Annotated in this window: 15 protein-coding genes; 10 read left to right on the top strand and 5 right to left on the bottom strand. The window is 41.6% G+C overall.

Translation table 11 applies throughout. The features are described from left to right. The first annotated feature begins 5 nt into the window (after nucleotides 1-5). The 3 genes from WKU33_RS05140 to WKU33_RS05130 all read left to right on the top strand — a co-directional run bounded on the left by WKU33_RS05140 (nucleotide 6) and on the right by WKU33_RS05130 (nucleotide 2,826). Nucleotides 6-989 carry an alpha-ketoacid dehydrogenase subunit beta gene (locus WKU33_RS05140; protein ID WP_156855952.1) on the top strand — a complete coding sequence of 328 codons (984 nt, stop codon included), beginning with the start codon at nucleotides 6-8 and terminating at the stop codon, nucleotides 987-989. 19 nt (nucleotides 990-1,008) lie between these two features. Further along, complete coding sequence (locus WKU33_RS05135; RefSeq protein ID WP_188856805.1) at nucleotides 1,009-2,280, top strand: dihydrolipoamide acetyltransferase family protein; 1,272 nt, start codon at nucleotides 1,009-1,011, stop codon at nucleotides 2,278-2,280. A gap of 114 nt (nucleotides 2,281-2,394) precedes the next feature. Continuing rightward, on the top strand, nucleotides 2,395-2,826 hold the full coding sequence (locus tag WKU33_RS05130) for a BrxA/BrxB family bacilliredoxin (protein WP_188856804.1): 432 nt from the start codon (nucleotides 2,395-2,397) through the stop codon (nucleotides 2,824-2,826). A gap of 788 nt (nucleotides 2,827-3,614) precedes the next feature. On the opposite strand, the gene prli42 is transcribed toward WKU33_RS05130, so the two are convergent. Beyond that, nucleotides 3,615-3,743 (bottom strand): stressosome-associated protein Prli42, encoded by a 129-nt coding sequence (gene prli42, locus WKU33_RS05125; RefSeq protein WP_156855949.1) that lies wholly within the window; start codon nucleotides 3,741-3,743, stop codon nucleotides 3,615-3,617. Between the two features lie 126 nt (nucleotides 3,744-3,869). On the opposite strand from prli42, the gene WKU33_RS05120 reads away from it, so the two are divergent. The 5 genes from WKU33_RS05120 to WKU33_RS05100 all read left to right on the top strand — a co-directional run bounded on the left by WKU33_RS05120 (nucleotide 3,870) and on the right by WKU33_RS05100 (nucleotide 10,678). Next, nucleotides 3,870-5,510: an acyl-CoA mutase large subunit family protein gene (locus WKU33_RS05120; RefSeq protein ID WP_340453534.1), complete on the top strand. Its 1,641-nt coding sequence runs from the start codon at nucleotides 3,870-3,872 to the stop codon at nucleotides 5,508-5,510. 13 nt (nucleotides 5,511-5,523) lie between these two features. Beyond that, entirely contained in the window at nucleotides 5,524-6,345 is an 822-nt protein-coding gene (gene mce / locus WKU33_RS05115; RefSeq protein WP_156855947.1) for a methylmalonyl-CoA epimerase, read from the top strand. Then, entirely contained in the window at nucleotides 6,342-7,904 is a 1,563-nt protein-coding gene (locus tag WKU33_RS05110) for an acyl-CoA carboxylase subunit beta (RefSeq protein WP_340453532.1), read from the top strand. Before mce ends, WKU33_RS05110 begins: the two co-directional genes overlap by 4 nt. 283 nt (nucleotides 7,905-8,187) lie before the next feature. Further along, a complete protein-coding gene (locus tag WKU33_RS05105) occupies nucleotides 8,188-9,312 on the top strand; it encodes a M20/M25/M40 family metallo-hydrolase (protein ID WP_156855945.1) in 1,125 nt (374 codons plus the stop codon). Nucleotides 9,313-9,421: 109 nt separating this feature from the next. Continuing rightward, nucleotides 9,422-10,678, top strand: a complete 1,257-nt coding sequence (locus WKU33_RS05100) for a DNA polymerase IV (RefSeq protein ID WP_442946169.1) — start codon at nucleotides 9,422-9,424, stop codon at nucleotides 10,676-10,678. A gap of 62 nt (nucleotides 10,679-10,740) precedes the next feature. Here WKU33_RS05100 and WKU33_RS05095 read toward each other — a convergent pair whose 3' ends face one another. The 4 genes from WKU33_RS05095 to WKU33_RS05080 all read right to left on the bottom strand — a co-directional run bounded on the left by WKU33_RS05095 (nucleotide 10,741) and on the right by WKU33_RS05080 (nucleotide 15,294). Then, nucleotides 10,741-12,111, bottom strand: a complete 1,371-nt coding sequence (locus WKU33_RS05095; protein WP_340453529.1) for an aldehyde dehydrogenase — start codon at nucleotides 12,109-12,111, stop codon at nucleotides 10,741-10,743. Nucleotides 12,112-12,144: 33 nt separating this feature from the next. Beyond that, nucleotides 12,145-13,062: a ribonuclease Z gene (gene rnz / locus WKU33_RS05090; RefSeq protein ID WP_340453527.1), complete on the bottom strand. Its 918-nt coding sequence runs from the start codon at nucleotides 13,060-13,062 to the stop codon at nucleotides 12,145-12,147. A 550-nt stretch (nucleotides 13,063-13,612) separates the two neighbouring features. Further along, nucleotides 13,613-14,353, bottom strand: coding sequence for a glycerophosphodiester phosphodiesterase (locus WKU33_RS05085; RefSeq protein ID WP_340453525.1), 741 nt, complete (start codon nucleotides 14,351-14,353; stop codon nucleotides 13,613-13,615). A gap of 20 nt (nucleotides 14,354-14,373) precedes the next feature. Then, nucleotides 14,374-15,294, bottom strand: coding sequence for an aldo/keto reductase (locus tag WKU33_RS05080; protein ID WP_340453523.1), 921 nt, complete (start codon nucleotides 15,292-15,294; stop codon nucleotides 14,374-14,376). Between the two features lie 133 nt (nucleotides 15,295-15,427). Between WKU33_RS05080 and WKU33_RS05075 the strand changes: the two genes are divergently transcribed. Further along, the gene (locus tag WKU33_RS05075; protein WP_156855940.1) at nucleotides 15,428-15,973 is read left to right on the top strand and encodes an NUDIX hydrolase; all 546 of its coding nucleotides are present in this window, start codon (nucleotides 15,428-15,430) and stop codon (nucleotides 15,971-15,973) included. Continuing rightward, the gene (locus WKU33_RS05070) at nucleotides 15,973-17,157 is read left to right on the top strand and encodes an endonuclease Q family protein (RefSeq protein WP_340453521.1); all 1,185 of its coding nucleotides are present in this window, start codon (nucleotides 15,973-15,975) and stop codon (nucleotides 17,155-17,157) included. Before WKU33_RS05075 ends, WKU33_RS05070 begins: the two co-directional genes overlap by 1 nt.

Genomic DNA, 17,157 nt, shown 5'->3' with positions numbered 1-17,157 from the left:
GAGAAATGGCAGTAATGTCTTATATACAAGCGGTAACTACTGCATTACGAGAAGAAATGCAACGGGATGATAAAGTTTTTATTCTCGGTGAAGACGTCGGTAAAAAAGGTGGCGTATTCCGAGCAACGGACGGACTTTACGATGAATTTGGCGCGGCGCGTGTGTTGGATACACCTCTATCTGAATCAGCGATTGCCGGGGTTGGAATCGGAGCGGCAATGTACGGTTTGCGGCCGGTAGCTGAAATGCAGTTTGCTGACTTTATTTTACCCGCATTTAACCAAATTATTTCAGAAGCAGCTAAAATTCGTTATCGCTCTAATAATGACTGGCAGGCCCCGATTACCATCCGTGCTCCGTATGGCGGTGGCGTACATGGTGCTTTATATCATTCTCAATCTGTTGAAGCAATGTTTGCCAACCAGCCTGGACTTAAAATTGTCATGCCGTCTACCCCATACGATGTAAAAGGGTTACTTAAGGCAGCAATCCGGGATAACGATCCTGTTTTGTTTTTCGAACATAAGCGGGCTTACCGACTTATTAAAGGAGAGGTCCCTAGCGATGATTATGTACTTCCAATCGGAAAAGCAGATGTGAAACGTGAAGGCGATGATATCACGGTTATTACGTATGGACTTGGTGTACATTTCGCCCTGCAAGCAGCGGAAAAGCTTGCTGAAGAGGGGATTGAAGCTCATATTCTTGATTTACGCACCGTTTATCCGCTCGATCAGGAAGCTATCATTGAAGCGGCAACGAAGACTGGAAAAGTATTACTTGTCACAGAAGATAATAAAGAAGGGAGCATCATTGGCGAAGTGGCAGCAATTATAGCAGAGAACTGCCTGTTCGATTTGGATGCACCAATCAAGCGTCTCGCTGGACCGGATGTACCTGCCATGCCTTATGCTCCAACGATGGAAAAATACTTTATGATTAATCCGGAAAAAGTCGAGAATGCGATGCGTGATTTAGCTGAATTTTAAGCTTTAGGAGGATGAAAAAATGGGCTTGGAAAAAATTACAATGCCGCAACTTGGAGAAAGTGTGACAGAAGGGACCATTACGACCTGGCTTGTACAACCTGGGGATAAAATTAATAAATATGATCCCATCGCTGAAGTAATGACAGATAAAGTGAATGCCGAAGTACCGTCTTCTTTCTCAGGTGTAATAAAAGAACTTGTTGCAACTGAAGGAGATACGATTGCAGTTGGTGAAGTGATGTGCCAAATTGAAACAGAAGGCAGGGGCTCGCCTGAGCAAGATGAAAGTACTACCGGGGAAGATAAAGCAATCGAACCTGCTCCTAGCGAGGAAAAAGACACTTCGATGAAGAAGAGATATTCTCCGGCCGTATTAAAACTAGCACAGGAAAATAATATTGATTTAAATAATGTGGCAGGTTCTGGACGTGGTGGTCGAATTACGAGAAAAGATATTGAGAAAATCATCGAATCCGGAAACATTCCCCAACCAGAAGCAACAGAAGTAACAGAGCGTCCGGCAGTTGATACACCGAAACCGGATCAACAAAAGCCGAAAAAATCGGTTGAATCGTTCATTCAATCGGAAACCGGCGATATCGAAATTCCGGTAACCGGTGTAAGAAAAGCGATTGCTCAAAAAATGGTCACCTCTACTCAAGAAATTCCACATGCATGGATGACGGTTGAAGCAGATGTAACCAGCCTTGTTAATTATCGTAATTCACTTAAGAAAGATTTTAAAGAACAAGAAGGCTACAATTTAACCTTCTTTGCTTTCTTTGTTAAAGCTGTCGCGCAAGGATTAAAAGAATTCCCGCAGCTTAATAGTACATGGGCAGGAGATAAAATTATTCAGCGAAAAGCAATTAATATTTCAATTGCAGTAGCAAGTGATGAGGAATTGTTTGTTCCCGTCATTAAACATGCGGATGAGTTATCGATTAAAGGAATTGCCCGAGAGATTACAGAACTAGCACAGAAAGCTAGGAGTGGTAAACTAACTACTGCAGATATGAGTGGTGGCACATTTACGCTAAATAATACGGGTACATTTGGTTCGGTACAATCAATGGGGATTATCAATCACCCGCAAGCGGCAATTCTTCAGGTAGAATCGATTGTGAAGCGACCAGTTATAATTGACGATATGTTTGCTGCACGAGACATGGTTAACCTATGTTTATCATTAGATCATCGTATACTCGACGGATTGGTCTGTGGTCAGTTCTTAAGAAGGGTGAAAGAAATCCTTGAGAATATGAATGAAAGTACGACTTCAGTTTATTAATCGGTCGTTATGAAGGTATTTTGCAATTTATTTAATTGAAATTAATAATATTCCCTGCTAAGCTAAATATGTATTTAGACAAATTTATGTTTATCCGGGAAAGGAGTGTTTGTGATGGATTTTAACTTGTTTATGAATGATATTGTTGATGCCGCTCGAAAAGATATAACAGAAGCAGGTTTTAAAGAGCTTAGAACACCAGAAGAGGTGGATGAAGCACTTAAACAAAAAGGAACTACATTAGTTATGGTTAACTCAACTTGTGGATGTGCAGGAGGAATTGCACGCCCTGCAGCGGCAACTTCTATTCACTATGATAGACGGCCAGACCATTTAGTAACGGTATTCGCCGGTCAGGATCGTGAGGCAACGGAACGAGCAAGAGAATATTTCGAAGGCTACCCGCCATCCTCCCCATCCTTTGCTTTACTTAAAGACGGCGAGATTGTGTCTATGCTAGAACGTCACGATATCGAAAGCTATAGTGCAATGGACGTAATGGTGAAGCTGCAAGCGTTATTTGACGCACACTGTGAAGAAATCTAATTATTATCAGGTAGAGACTGGCAAGCACAAGTCAGTCTCCTTTTTACTACATAGCTCAACCTTACATACCCTAAAATAACTAAACATTTCTTTATAAAACTTAAAATAAACTGAAGAATAAACTGAATTCCTTTTATACAGCGTAAGTGTCTTGCTCTTTCAGTTTTTTTGCGTTCTGATTACCGTTCAGTTGCCCGGCGGACGGATGCTTTCCGCGGGCACAGCTGGAGCCTCCTCGGGCTACCGCCCTGCGGGGTCTCCAGACTCGTGCTTTTCCCGCAGGAGTCACCGTCCACCGGGCAACTGAACTGGTAAGATGATTATTATTGAAAGCATTTATTCTAGTCCCATGACACGATAGAAATTATATCTGTGGAATAATAAAGAGTGATCTAAATTAGGCTCTCCCTCGGAGCAGTCCAGACACCTCGAGACTCCTGCAGGAGGCCGTCTAAGAACGGTCACGTCCTGTGACCAACGCCGGCATTAGAACTTCCTGTTCGTCGAAAGGCATAGGTGAGACCCCACAGGGCGACAGCCCGAGGCAGACTAAGAACGCCACGTCCTGTGGCAACGTCTGCATTAGCACATCCTATGCGTCGAGGCTCACCAGCCGCCTGCGGAAAGCGAGAGGTGTCTGGACTGCGGACCTCAGGAGAGAAAGCTAAGGCTTACGCTGTATGAAAGCGATGGGCAGTTTTCAGATGTGAACGTGGAATCAATAAGAAATTAAAAAAGACCGGTTTTATTTACCAGTCTTTGTAAGTCATTTTTATTAGTCGGATTCATTAAAAAGCGAAGGCGGCCAACCCGTAAGTGAATGTTGACAACAACATAAGGATAATCATTACGTATACAATAATCTTTGTCCTGCGTTGACGTTTTGATTGTCTTTTTGTATAAGATTGTTTGGACAATTCTCTGACCTCCTTATCACAATTACTACTATTAAGTATTTTAACGTGAAATTGCTCATTGGACAAGTTTAAAAATTGTTAGAAAATGTTTTTGCTATGGAACTGCTGGAGAATGGGGGAACTAATATGCCTGAAAAGCATGAGAGTGAAAAAACAAAATGGATAAAAGATGTCGAGAAAACATTAAAGCGCTTTCCGGAGCGTAAAGAAACGTTTCACACTTCCTCTGAAATCACGGTTGACTATTTATATGGAACAGAGGATGCAAATTATAACTTGGGCTATCCAGGTCAATATCCTTATTTGCGCGGGATCCAGCCGACGATGTACCGCAGCAGATTATGGACAATGCGACAATATGCTGGATTCGGTTCTGCGAGTGAGACGAACAAAAGATTCCGCTACTTATTGGAACAAGGCCAGACAGGTCTTTCTGTCGCTTTTGATTTACCTACACAAATAGGCTACGACTCAGACGATGTCATGAGTGAAGGGGAAGTTGGGAAAGTCGGGGTCGCAATTGATACATTGGCTGATATGGAGAATTTATTAGATCAAATTCCACTAGACAAAGTAAGTACATCCATGACAATTAATGCTCCTGCAGCAATTCTTTTATGTATGTATATTGCAGTAGGGGAAAAACAGGGTGTATCATCTGAAAAGCTTACTGGAACGATTCAGAACGATATTTTAAAGGAATATATCGCAAGGGGGACATATATTTTCCCGCCAAAGCCATCCATGCGGCTAATTACAGATATCTTCGCTTATTGTCAAGAACATTTGCCTAAATTCAATACGATAAGTATTTCTGGATATCATATCCGGGAAGCGGGTTCAAATGCTGTACAGGAAGCGGCGTTTACAATCGCAAATGGAATGGCTTATGTCGATGCTGCAATTGCATCCGGTCTTGATGTGGACACTTTCGCACCACGGCTGGCATTTTTCTTTAATGCTCATAATAACTTTTTTGAAGAAATTGCTAAATTCCGGGCCGCGAGAAGAATTTGGGCGAAAATTATGAAAGAACATTATAAGGCAAAGGAACCGAAAAGTTGGAAATTGCGTTTTCATACTCAGACTGGCGGCTCAACACTGACTGCGCAGCAACCGGATAATAATATTGTTCGTGTGACCATGCAAGCCCTTGCAGCGGTATTAGGAGGCACACAGAGTCTGCATACAAATTCACGCGATGAAGCACTTTCTTTACCGACAGAGGAATCGGCACGAATAGCTTTACGGACACAGCAGATTATTGCCCATGAAAGTGGAGTTGCGGATACGGTCGATCCCCTTGGTGGCTCGTATTATATGGAAGCGCTAACAGATGAGCTGGAAGCAAAAGTAATGGATTATTTAGAACGGATCAAGGAATTCGGAGGGGCCGTGCAAGCAATTGAAGAAGGATATATGCAACGGGAGATTCATCACAATGCCTATGAAACGCAAAAACGAATTGAAAGTGAAGAAGAAATTATTGTCGGACTCAATCAATTTAAATTGGAGGAAGAGGTTAACCCTGATCTATTGAAGGTTGATGAGGCGTTGGAGAAGGCCCAAATCAATAATTTACACAAAGTACGCAAAAAGAGGAACCAAGAAGCAGTTGACCAAAAGCTCGAAGCACTGCGCAGGGTGGCAATTGACGAGGAGGCTAATTTGATACCATATATATTAGATGCTGTAAAAGCTTATGCCTCGATTGGTGAAATCTGTAACGTGTTGCGTGATGAGTTTGGTGAGTACACAGGATTTTAAGGGGGAAGGTATCATGAGGAAAATCAGAATACTAATTGCGAAGCCTGGACTCGATGGGCATGATCGTGGAGCACTCGTCATTGCTCAGGCAATGCGTGATCACGGAATGGAAGTAATCTATACCGGGCTGCGTCAGTCGCCTGTACAAATTGCTACTGCGGCTATTCAAGAGGATGTTGACGTTGTTGGATTGTCTTCTTTATCAGGGGCACATAATACACTATTTCCCAAAGTAATTGAAGAACTGGAGAAACGAAATGCAGGGGATATTCCGGTAATTGGCGGGGGAGTTATCCCGAATGAGGATATACCATTCCTGCTTGAAAAAGGTATAAAACGAATTTTCACGAGCGGATCATCAACAGAAGAAATGGCTGTCTATTTAAAGAATCTCCTGCGACCGGAAGAAGCGCCAGTTCCTCCGAAAAGGATTGCGCACATTGGTATTGCCGTTCATCAGATTAAAGACGCACTGCAGTTTTTTACGGAAACAATTGGCCTTGAAGTGGAAGCAATTGAAGAGGTTGAGTCGGAAGGTGTTAAAATCGCATTTTTAAAAATAGGGGAAACACGAATTGAATTACTCGAACCATTACATGACCAATCACCTATTAAGGGATTTTTAACAAAGCGCGGGGAAGGCGTCCATCATATAGCTTTTGAAGTGGAAGATTTAGCGGTGAGGCTTTCCCGGTTGAAAGAACAAGGCATCCGCCTCATTAATGAAGAACCGAAACAAGGTGCAAACGACAGTCAAATCGCTTTCATTCATCCGAAAGAAGCTCATGGTGTCTTAGTTGAGTTATGCGAACAGGCAAAAGGAAGTGATGAATGATGGATATGTATGATAAGATTAATGAGTTGTATGATAAACGGAGGGAAGTTGAACTAGGCGGAGGGGACGAACGAATTAAAAAGCAGCATGAAAAAGGGAAAATGACTGCAAGGGAACGTATTGATTATCTTCTGGATGAAGGAAGTTTTGTAGAACTGAATCCCTTTATTGAAACCCGCACGTCTGACTTTAGCATGAACGGTAACTCAAGCGGTAAGGGAGAGGGAGTTGTAACAGGCTACGGAAAAATCGATGGAAGACCTGTCTATTTATTTGCCCAAGACTTTACTGTTTATGGCGGTGCTCTTGGTGAAATGCATGGAGAAAAAATTGCGGCTGTAATGGACCTTGCAGCCAAATCAAAGGTACCGTTTATCGGATTGAACGATTCAGGCGGCGCACGCATCCAGGAAGGTGTCTCTTCATTGGATGGCTATGGGCATGTGTTTTATCGCAACTCCATCTATTCAGGTGTTATTCCGCAAATCTCAGTTATTATGGGTCCAAGTGCGGGTGGAGCGGTCTACTCACCTGCAATAACTGATTTTGTCATAATGGTGGAGAAGACCTCACAAATGTTCATTACGGGACCGAAAGTGATTGAAGCGGTTACTGGAGAGAAAATATCTTCAGAGGACCTTGGCGGTGCTTCGATCCATAATACAAAAAGCGGAAATGCGCATATAAGAACTCCAACTGAAGAAGCTGCTCTTGATACAGTTAGAAAACTATTATCCTATATTCCAGCGAATTTTGAAGAGAAGCCTAAGCGACAGCCATATGAGGAGCAACGAATGGAAGAAGAGCTCCGTTTAAATTTAGCAGATCTCATCCCCTTTGATCCAGTTCGTCCGTATGATGTAAAGCAGGTTATTGAAGCGATTGTTGATGAAGATAGTTTCTTTGAGATTCATCAAGATTTCGCGAAAAATATCGTCGTTGGTTTTGCTAGGATTAAAGGTGAAGCAGTTGGTCTTGTCTGTAATCAGCCGAAATATATGGCCGGTGGACTTGATATTGATTCAAGTGATAAAGCTTCCCGATTCATTCGCTTCTGTGATTGCTTTAATATACCGATTATCACTTTTGAAGATGTTACCGGATTTTTCCCTGGTGTAAAACAAGAGCATGGTGGTATTATACGTCATGGGGCGAAAATTTTATATGCTTACTCAGAAGCAACTGTTCCCAAAATTACGGTGATTACGCGAAAAGCATTTGGCGGAGCTTATGTAGCATTGAACAGTAAGTCAATCGGTGCTGACCTCGTTTTCGCTTGGCCGAACGCTGAAATAGCTGTAATGGGTCCAGAAGGAGCAGTTAATATTCTATACGCAAAGGAAATCGCTGAAAGTGAAAATCCGGAAAGCTTGCGGACAGAGAAAATTGCAAGCTACCGCGAGAAATTCGCTAACCCTTACATAGCTGCAGGTCTAGGTATGGTTGATGACGTCATTGATCCAAGGGAAACGAGAATTAAGCTTATTCAAGCTTTAGAAATGCTGCGGAACAAAGAGGAAGAACGCCCTCATAAAAAACATGGAAATATACCTTTATAAGAGGTTGTTCAAAAAGTCTTGTTTAAAGGGCACTTCATGAATGTAGAAGTTCTACTTAAGCCGAATGGTATAGAATCCGTCACATAAGTGATAAGCTGGGTGGCTTGCATTTGCATTTCTTATGTCTCACCAGCTTATTCCGGTACGGAGTGCTCTCGCAACCTCGAGTTTCGGCGCATAGTACGTTAGGGGCGAAATTGCCAAGGCCACCCTTCTACTTAGCCGACCTTGCTTCTTTTTGAACACACACTATAATTTAATAAGAGTAATTGGAGGTTAAATAATGGTCACAGTAAATGAAACAAGATTAGTAGAGGAATTCCTTGAGCTCGTTCAAGTGGATTCAGAAACAAAATATGAAGCAGAAATTGCAGCATTACTGAAAAAGAAATTCACTGAACTTGGGGTTGAAGTGAAAGAAGACAATGCAAAGGAAAAGACTGGTCACGGTGCAGGAAATTTAATCTGTACACTTAAAGGGACCAAATCGGATGGCGATACTATTTATTTTACTTCCCATATGGATACCGTTGTACCGGGGAAAAATATCCAGCCGGTAATAGAAGACGGCTATATTAAGTCTGACGGTACTACCATTCTTGGCGCAGATGATAAAGCTGGCCTTGCAGCAATTTTAGAAATGATTCGTTTATTAAAAGAAGAAAATGTGGAGCATGGAGATATTCAATTTATTATTACAGTCGGAGAAGAATCGGGTCTAGTAGGTGCTAAAGCATTAGACGCTTCTCTTATTCACGCTGATTACGGTTACGCAATTGACAGTAATGGTGATGTTGGTGACATTATTGTCGCAGCGCCGAATCAGGCGAAGATCTTCGCAACCGTTAAAGGGAAAACTGCGCACGCTGGAGTCGAGCCGGAAAAAGGTGTTTCTGCGATTACGATTGCGGCCAAAGCAGTATCTAAGATGCCGCTTGGAAGGATCGATGAAGAAACGACGGCAAATATCGGTCGTTTTGAAGGGGGACAACAAACGAATATCGTTGCAGATCATGTAGATATTATTGCAGAAGCTCGTTCCTTAGACAAAAAGAAACTCGATAAACAAACAGCAGCAATGAAAGAAGCGTTTGAACACGCAGCGAGTGAACTTGGCGGTGAAGCGGAAGTAGAAATAAAGCTCATGTATCCCGGCTACAAACAAGAAAGTGGAGACCAAGTCGTTGAAGTGGCAAGAAGAGCCGCGAAATCGATTGGTAGAGAAAGTAAACTGCTGAAAAGCGGTGGTGGCAGTGATGCTAATATTATCGCTGGTTTCGGAATTCCAACCGTGAACCTTGCAGTAGGTTATGAAGAAATCCATACGACGAAAGAAAGAATCTCCATAGACAATTTGATTAAAATTACAGAACTAATTACAGCAATTGTTATGGAAACAACAAAGTAATGATAAATTAAACCATTATAATAGGCATCCAGGGTCTGATTCAGACCTAATGGATGCTTTTTCTATGATATAATAGAGAGTGACAACCAATCAGTAGAGGGTGGTTAACATGTCTACGCTGAAGCCAACAGGGAGAAGAAGAGTAATTTTTCACATAGACATGAATAGTTTTTATGCATCTGTTGAAATGGCCTTCAATCCGGACCTGAAAGGAAAACCTGTCGCTATTGCAGGAAACCCTGAAGAACGAAAAGGGATTATCGTAACGAGCAGTTATGAGGCAAGGGCAAAAGGAGTTCGGACAACTATGACGGTTTGGCAAGCGAAGAAACTTTGCCCAGAACTTATCATCTTGAAGCCGAATTTTGAACGGTACCGGGCTGCTTCAAGTGAAATCTTCCGGATGATGTCTGAAATTACCCCACTTGTTCAGCCTGTATCGATTGATGAAGGCTACATAGATGTGACGGACGTGGAGGGTCAAGGTACTCCTATAGAGATTGCTCGAAATTTACAAAAGCGGATATTAAATGAACTTGATTTGCCATGCAGCATCGGTATTGCCCCAAACAAATTCTTAGCAAAGATGGGTTCAGACCTCAAGAAACCCCTTGGTATAACCATTATCCGAAAAAGGGAGTTGCCCGAAACGTTGTGGCCACTTCCCATTGATGAAATGTATGGTGTGGGGGAAAAGACGGCGGAAAAATTAAAAGCGATTAAAATTCATACGATTAAAGATTTGGCGGAAGCAGATGTTTATGAGTTACGGCAATTGCTTGGCATCAACGGGGAGCGATTGATCAATCGTGCAAACGGCATTGATAATCGGGAAGTCGACCCCGATGCGATTTTTGATTTCAAAAGTATCGGCAATTCACAAACCTTACCATACGACACGACGAACCTTCAAGAGATTCACTACTTGCTTGATAAGCTTTCTGAGAAGGTCATTAGCCGCATGAAGCGAAAGGAAGTCGTGGGGAAAAGTGTGCAAGTTATGATTCGTTATCATGACCGGAAGACGGTTACGCGTAGCAGGAAATTGGATACATATATCGATGAGAAGGCGGATCTCCTGCCAATAGCGGTTGAGTTATTCGAGCAGCATTGGAATGAGCAACCCATCCGGCTATTAGGAGTGACCGCTCAACATCTAGAAGATAAGCGTAATGTTGGGGAGCAGCTTGATTTATTTACGTATGAAGACGCGGTGAAAAAAGAGAAGTTAAAGCAGACGGTAAACCAACTTGCAGATAAATTTGGCGAGGACACATTTAAGGCATTACCTAATAAAGAAGACAATGATTCCAATGAATTCAGAACAAGCTTTCAAAAAGACTTCCTCGATGACTTTAAAAAATAAACGAAATCCGCAGCCCCGATTCCTTTGCACTGCGGATTTTTGGTAGCTTATTTAGTTACCGTTTATTTCATGATTCTTTTCACAACTGAAGTGTTTAGCTTGCTTCCTGGGTAACGGAACGGGAAGTCGAATTTGGTTGTTTGTTTAAGGATGCCTTTTTGGTGGGTAAATGTGTCAAAGCCGTATTGACCGTGATAGGCTCCCATTCCACTTTGGCCAACACCGCCAAACGGCAGGAACGGATTGCCTAAATGATAGACAGCATCATTGATGGCCCCACCACCAAAGGAAATAAACTCAATGACCTGCTGTTGAATTTTTTCATTTTCTCCAAAGTAATAGAGAGCGAGCGGCTTTTCTTGTCGCTTGATTGTATACAAGGCATCTTCAATATTGGAAAAGGAAAGAACAGGGAGAAGTGGCCCGAAAATTTCTTCTTGCATAATTGGATCATCCCAGGTCACTTTATCCATCACAGTCGGCTCGATTAAACGCGTGTCAGGCGCAAAACCTCCGCCATGAATAACTTTTTCCTGATCAATAAAATTTACTAACCGGTTGAAATGTTTCTCATTAATTATTTTTGTATAATCCTCATTGTATAACGGATGCTTTCCAAATAAGGCTTTAATCTGTTTCACGAGTGCTTTCATAAATTTAAATTTGACGTCATCATGAACATAGAGATAATCCGGGGCTACACACGTTTGTCCCGCATTGGTGAATTTCGCCCATGTTATTCGTTTAGCTGCAAGATTAACATTGGCGTCAGAATCGATAATTGCTGGACTCTTTCCGCCTAATTCAAGCGTGATCGGTGTTAAATGTTCACTTGCGGCTCTCATTACTATTTTTCCAACGTTCGCACTACCGGTGAAGAAGATATAATCAAACCTTTCTTTCAGAAGTGCTTCTGTTGTTTCTACACCACCTTCAACAACGTCAATTAAAGAAGGGTCAAACGTATCTTGTATGAGCGCACGTAGCAATTGGGATGTTGCTATTGCATGTTCGGATGGTTTAATAATGACACAATTTCCAGCTGCAAGAGCCGCAATTGCGGGTGCGAGTGCAAGATGTAATGGATAATTCCATGGCGATATAACTAGTACAACCCCGTATGGTTCTTTCATTATATAGGATTTCGATCCTTTATGTGATAATGGGGACGGGACTTTTTCCGGAGTCATCCATGTTTTTAAATTTTTCAATGTAAAATCAATCTCGGAATATAAGAAGCCTAATTCTGTCACAAAGGCTTCATGTTTTGATTTATTTAAATCTTGTTTTAAAGCGTAATAAATCTCTGTTTCATTTTCTTTGAGCATTTTCCTTAATTTTAATAAACTTTCTTTGCGGTATTCAAAATCAGTGGTGTTCCCATGGATAAAGAAGGTTCGCTGATTTTCTATTAATTCTTGGATATGATTCATTTTTTCTCTCTCCTACTGTGTAACCCTCATTCATTACCTAATTTGATGATGATAAAAATCGTTTGCAAGCTCTGTGTCTCGAAAAACTTCTCGAGCTTCCTTTAATAAATCCTCATAATCTGCTAACTGGTAACGTGACGAAATATGAGTCATGATTAATTGTTTTACGTTACCTTCTTTCGCCAGGGTTGCGGCTTGCTTCGTTGTACTGTGAAAGTATTGAAAAGCTAAATCTTCCTGCTCCGCGTTAAAGGTGGCTTCATAAATGAGCACATCAGACCGTTCAACAAAAGAAGTAAAACTTTCCTGATAACGGGTATCTCCCATAATCGTAATGATTTTCCCAGGTTTATCTGGGCCGAGGAAATCTTTGCGATAGAGTATACCATAGTCTTTCGTATTAATATATTCATTACTTTTAATTTTACCGTATAACGGTCCCGCTGGTATTCCTTTTGCTTGTAATTTGTCTACAAGTAACTCCCCAGGGGAGTCTTTTTCGACAATTCGATAACCGAAGCTCGGGATTCCATGATCCAGTTCTTTTACAAAAATTGTATAGTTGTCTTCTTTAATAACCGTCCCATCTTTAATTTCTTTAATCGTTATCGGATAGTTCAAATGGGATTTGCTGATTCGCAGTGCTGTTACGATATAATCTCGTAAACCCTGTGGCCCGTAAATTGTGACAGCATCATCTCCTCCTTGGAAGGAGCGGCTACTTAACAGGCCAGGGAGACCGAAAATATGGTCGCCATGTAAATGGGTAATGAATATTTTATTTATTTTCCTCGGTTTAATCGAAGTGTGTAAGATTTGGTGCTGGGTTGCTTCCCCGCAATCAAATAACCAGATTTGATTCTCTTCTTGCAGAAGGTGTAGGGCAATAGCCGACACGTTCCTGCTTTTCGATGGAAGACCTGCGCCAGTACCAAGAAATGTAATTTCCATGCGATTTCCTCCGAAACAAATAGTTTACTTATTAATCCAACTTCCGTATTCTTAGACAGCTAGGTATACCTTTACTTTCAGCGTAAGTGCAACTTTCTACTTTCTCCTGGGGGTCCGCAGTCCAGACACCTCTCGCTTTCCGCAGGCGGCTGGTGAGCCTCCTCGGGCTGTCGCCCTGCGGGGTCTCACCTAGGCCTATCCTCCTGCTGGAGTCTCGAGGTGTCTGGACTGCTCCGAGGAAAGGCCTGACTTAGAACACTATTATTTAACAGGTACGATGTTTGCTCATTGGGAGGAGATAATTTCCATTCAAAGTAATCATCCCTACCAGTTCAGTTGCCCGGTGGACGGTGACTCCTGCGGGAATAGCACGAGTCCGGAGACCCCTTAGTGCTCAGCCTGAGGTAGACTAAGTTCGCCATGTCCTGTGCGTCGAGGCTTCGGCTGTGCCCGCGGAAAGCATTCGTCCACCGGGCAACTGAACGGCGATTAGAGCGCTAAATTAAATAAACGAGCAAAATACTTACGCTGAACGAAGGTGATAGATGGTTTATTTAAAATTATTCCGGATGTGATGTGCTTTATCCGGGACGTCGGTAATGATGCCGGAACAAGCGAGTTTTAGGCATTTTTTTATTAAGATCGTCCGATTTACAGTATAAACCCGAAGTTGTAAGTTTGCAGCTTTACATGCCCTAACTAAGGATGGGGTGAGTAAGGTATGTTTAACGTGCAGAGAGCTTGCTCCTAATTCCTTGGCATACCCCACAAGATTGGGATGTTTCCTTGAACGGAGCAGGGCAACGTCTAATGTCTGATCAAGTTGCCTCATCCGTTTGACGCTTTCCGGGTTAAAACTCGATATCGTCGTACGCTTCTTAACATTATAGTTCCGTATTGCGTCAAGAACTTTAATTTCAATTTCTTCATAGGCTATCTTATTATTTTTCAGTTCTAAGTTTAAGTGTAACGGCTTATCACATGCCCACTCTAAGAATTGATCAAGTGTCAATATGCGGGTACCTTTGAACTTAGGTGCAAAATAAGCGCCAGCGTCCAAATTCAGTAGTTCTTCTAATCGATGATCTATAATAAAACCTCTTCCATTCGTCGTTCGCCGGACGTCTTCATCATGAATCAGAACGGGGATGCCATCTTTTAATAATTGTACATCGGTTTCAATTCCTTCCGCCTCCATCTGATAGGCGAGCTCGAAAGCGGGCATCGTATTTTCCGGGGCATAGTTACTTGCTCCGCGGTGAGCGAATATCATCGTCTGCAAGTGATCCATCCTTTCGAAACATTGTAGGTTTAGACCCGATGCTGCTCATAGATATTTCGTTTTGTTTGTTCTTTTAATTTTTCATACATTTCTTCAGATAATCCAGTAGTTAAATCAACCTTGGTATTTTCTATGACTTGCTCTATCCTACTCGCACCAAAGGTAATTGTTGTCACGGCAGGGTGTTGTAAGACATATTTTAAAGCCAATTCGTTCATTGGCATACCTTCAGAGAGTGCGGCAATATTTTCAACTGTTTGCAGCAGCTCGGTCTGGTTATAATCGAGAAAACCTTTTGCAGCTTTCTTCGTAATATTTTCTTTATAATATGTACTCAGCATCCCTTTCGCTAGTGGCCCTCTTGCTATTGCACTAATATTATTATCATCCAGCTGCTTTAATACACTTTCTTCCGGCCGGCGGTCAAGCAAGCTGTATTGCAGCATGACACCATCGATGGAAGATTTTCTCACATATGCATCAATTACATTAGGACGGATGGAGGAGATACCGTAAGCTCGGATTAATCCTGCTTTTTTCAGTTCTTCCATTGCTTCAATCGTTTCGTCTATTGGATCCTCCATCGTTCCGCCATGAAGCATGAAGAAGTCAATATAATCGGTCTGGAGTCGTTTTAAGCTTTCTTTTGCAGCCTGCATGATATATTCTTTAGACGGGTCCCAGAACCAATCCTTCGTTTCTTTTGAAAAGTGGTTTCCAGCTTTCGTAGTGAGAATCACATCTTGTCTTCTATCTTTAATAATTTCTCCGATAATTTCTTCATTTAATCCGAAATCATATAAATCAGCTGTATCGAGATGATTAATCCCTTGTGCTAATGCGGTACTGATAATTTCTTTTGCTTTATTTTTGTCTTGTCCAAGGGACATACAACCGAGGGTAAGCTCGGATACATAAATATCTGATTTCCCTAATTGATTCATTTTCATGTCTTGCACCTCACTAGTTTCAAGTTAACTCTATTATAAGGAAGATTCGTGACATACGCCAATCAGTTACTAGTTTTAATAATTAAATATATGATAAAATGGTGAGACATACAAGGAAATAAAGGAGATTATAATGAAAAATTTTGAAGAAAAAACAATTCATACAGAAAAAATATATGAAGGAAAGATAATTGATCTGCAAGTCGATGATGTCGTTTTACCAGATGGTGAAAAAGCAAAAAGGGAGATTGTCAAACATCCTGGTGCAGTGGCAATTATACCGATTACAAAGGATAAAAAAATCGTATTTGTGAAACAATATCGTAAACCGCTTGAAAAAACATTAGTAGAGATACCGGCAGGGAAATTGGATGATAATGAACAACCACTTGCAGCAGCGATACGCGAGCTGGAGGAAGAGACGGGTTATACGACGAAAGAACTGAATTTCGTCACATCTTTTTATACATCACCTGGCTTTGCAGATGAACTTATCTATATTTACATTACGGATACATTGGAAAAGTTGGAGACACCAGTTCAAGGAGATGACGATGAGTTTATCGAAATCATTGAATTGACACTGGATGAAGCGAAGCAGTACGTCGAAGAAGAAAAGATTCATGATGCGAAAACAAATTATGCCATTCTCTACTTACACGCTCTTGGGAGGATGTAATGAACTTATCATCGTATTTTGTAGATTTGCATATTCATATCGGCAGGGATTACAATAATCGACCGGTGAAGATTACAGGAGCAAAGACACTTACCTTATCCAATATTCTAAAGGAATCAGATGAAAAGAAGGGATTGGATCTGGTTGGTGTGATCGATTGCCACGCTCCTGCCGTACAAGCTGAAATTCAGGAATTGATCGATACGAAGCAGGCTAAAGAATTGAAAGATGGTGGAATCCAGTTCAAACAAGTGACATTGATTCTAGGCTCAGAGATCGAAATCTATGATGAAAATTGTAAAGGACCGATCCATGTGCTTTGCTTTTTCCCGACTCTAGCAAGTATGAGCGCCTTTACAGCTTGGCTAAGGGAACGGATGACAAATATTAACCTCAGCTCTCAAAGGTATTATGGTTCTGCACGGGATTTGCAGTATAAAGTAAAAGAGTTATCCGGCTTGTTTATTCCGGCCCATATTTTCACCCCATTTAAGAGTTTATACGGAAAAGGGGTGCAGCAGTCACTCCGGGAAGTATTAGATGACTCATTAATTGATGCAGTCGAGTTAGGTCTTAGTTCGGACACGTATATGGTTGACGGGATTGATGAGCTTAATCCTTACACATTTTTAACGAATTCTGATGCCCATTCATTAGGGAAGATGGCGAGGGAATATCAGGAAGTGCTTATGAAAACACCGAGTTTTAAGGAGCTTTACTATGCAATCCATCACGTCAAAGGAAGAAAAATAGTTCGTAATTATGGAATGAATCCACTTCTTGGAAAATATTATCATACGGTTTGTAAAAAATGTTTACACCCTGCGCCTAAAAATGAACCGTGCAGTAACTGCGGCTCCCTACAGCGGATAAATGGTGTGAAGGAACGGATTGATATGTTAAAAACGAATGAATATTCTCGTGAACGTCCAACCTATGTACACCAAGTTCCGCTTGACTTCATCCCTTCATTAGGTGCGAAAACGTACGCAAAACTATTAAAAGCATTCGGTACAGAAATGAATATCATTCACCGGGTGAGTAAAGAAGAATTGGAAGAAGTCGTCCCTGCTAAACTGGCCGAGATGATATTAGCAAACCGGAATGGAGAATTGCAAATAGCAGCAGGTGGTGGCGGTAAATATGGTAAAGTTGTTGCCAGTGAAACAGATTCCAGCAATTAA

This window comes from Oceanobacillus sp. HCA-5259 (genome assembly GCF_037892815.1).
Lineage (GTDB): Bacteria > Bacillota > Bacilli > Bacillales > Amphibacillaceae > Oceanobacillus > Oceanobacillus indicireducens.
This window is presented reverse-complemented; position numbering and strand designations above follow the sequence as displayed.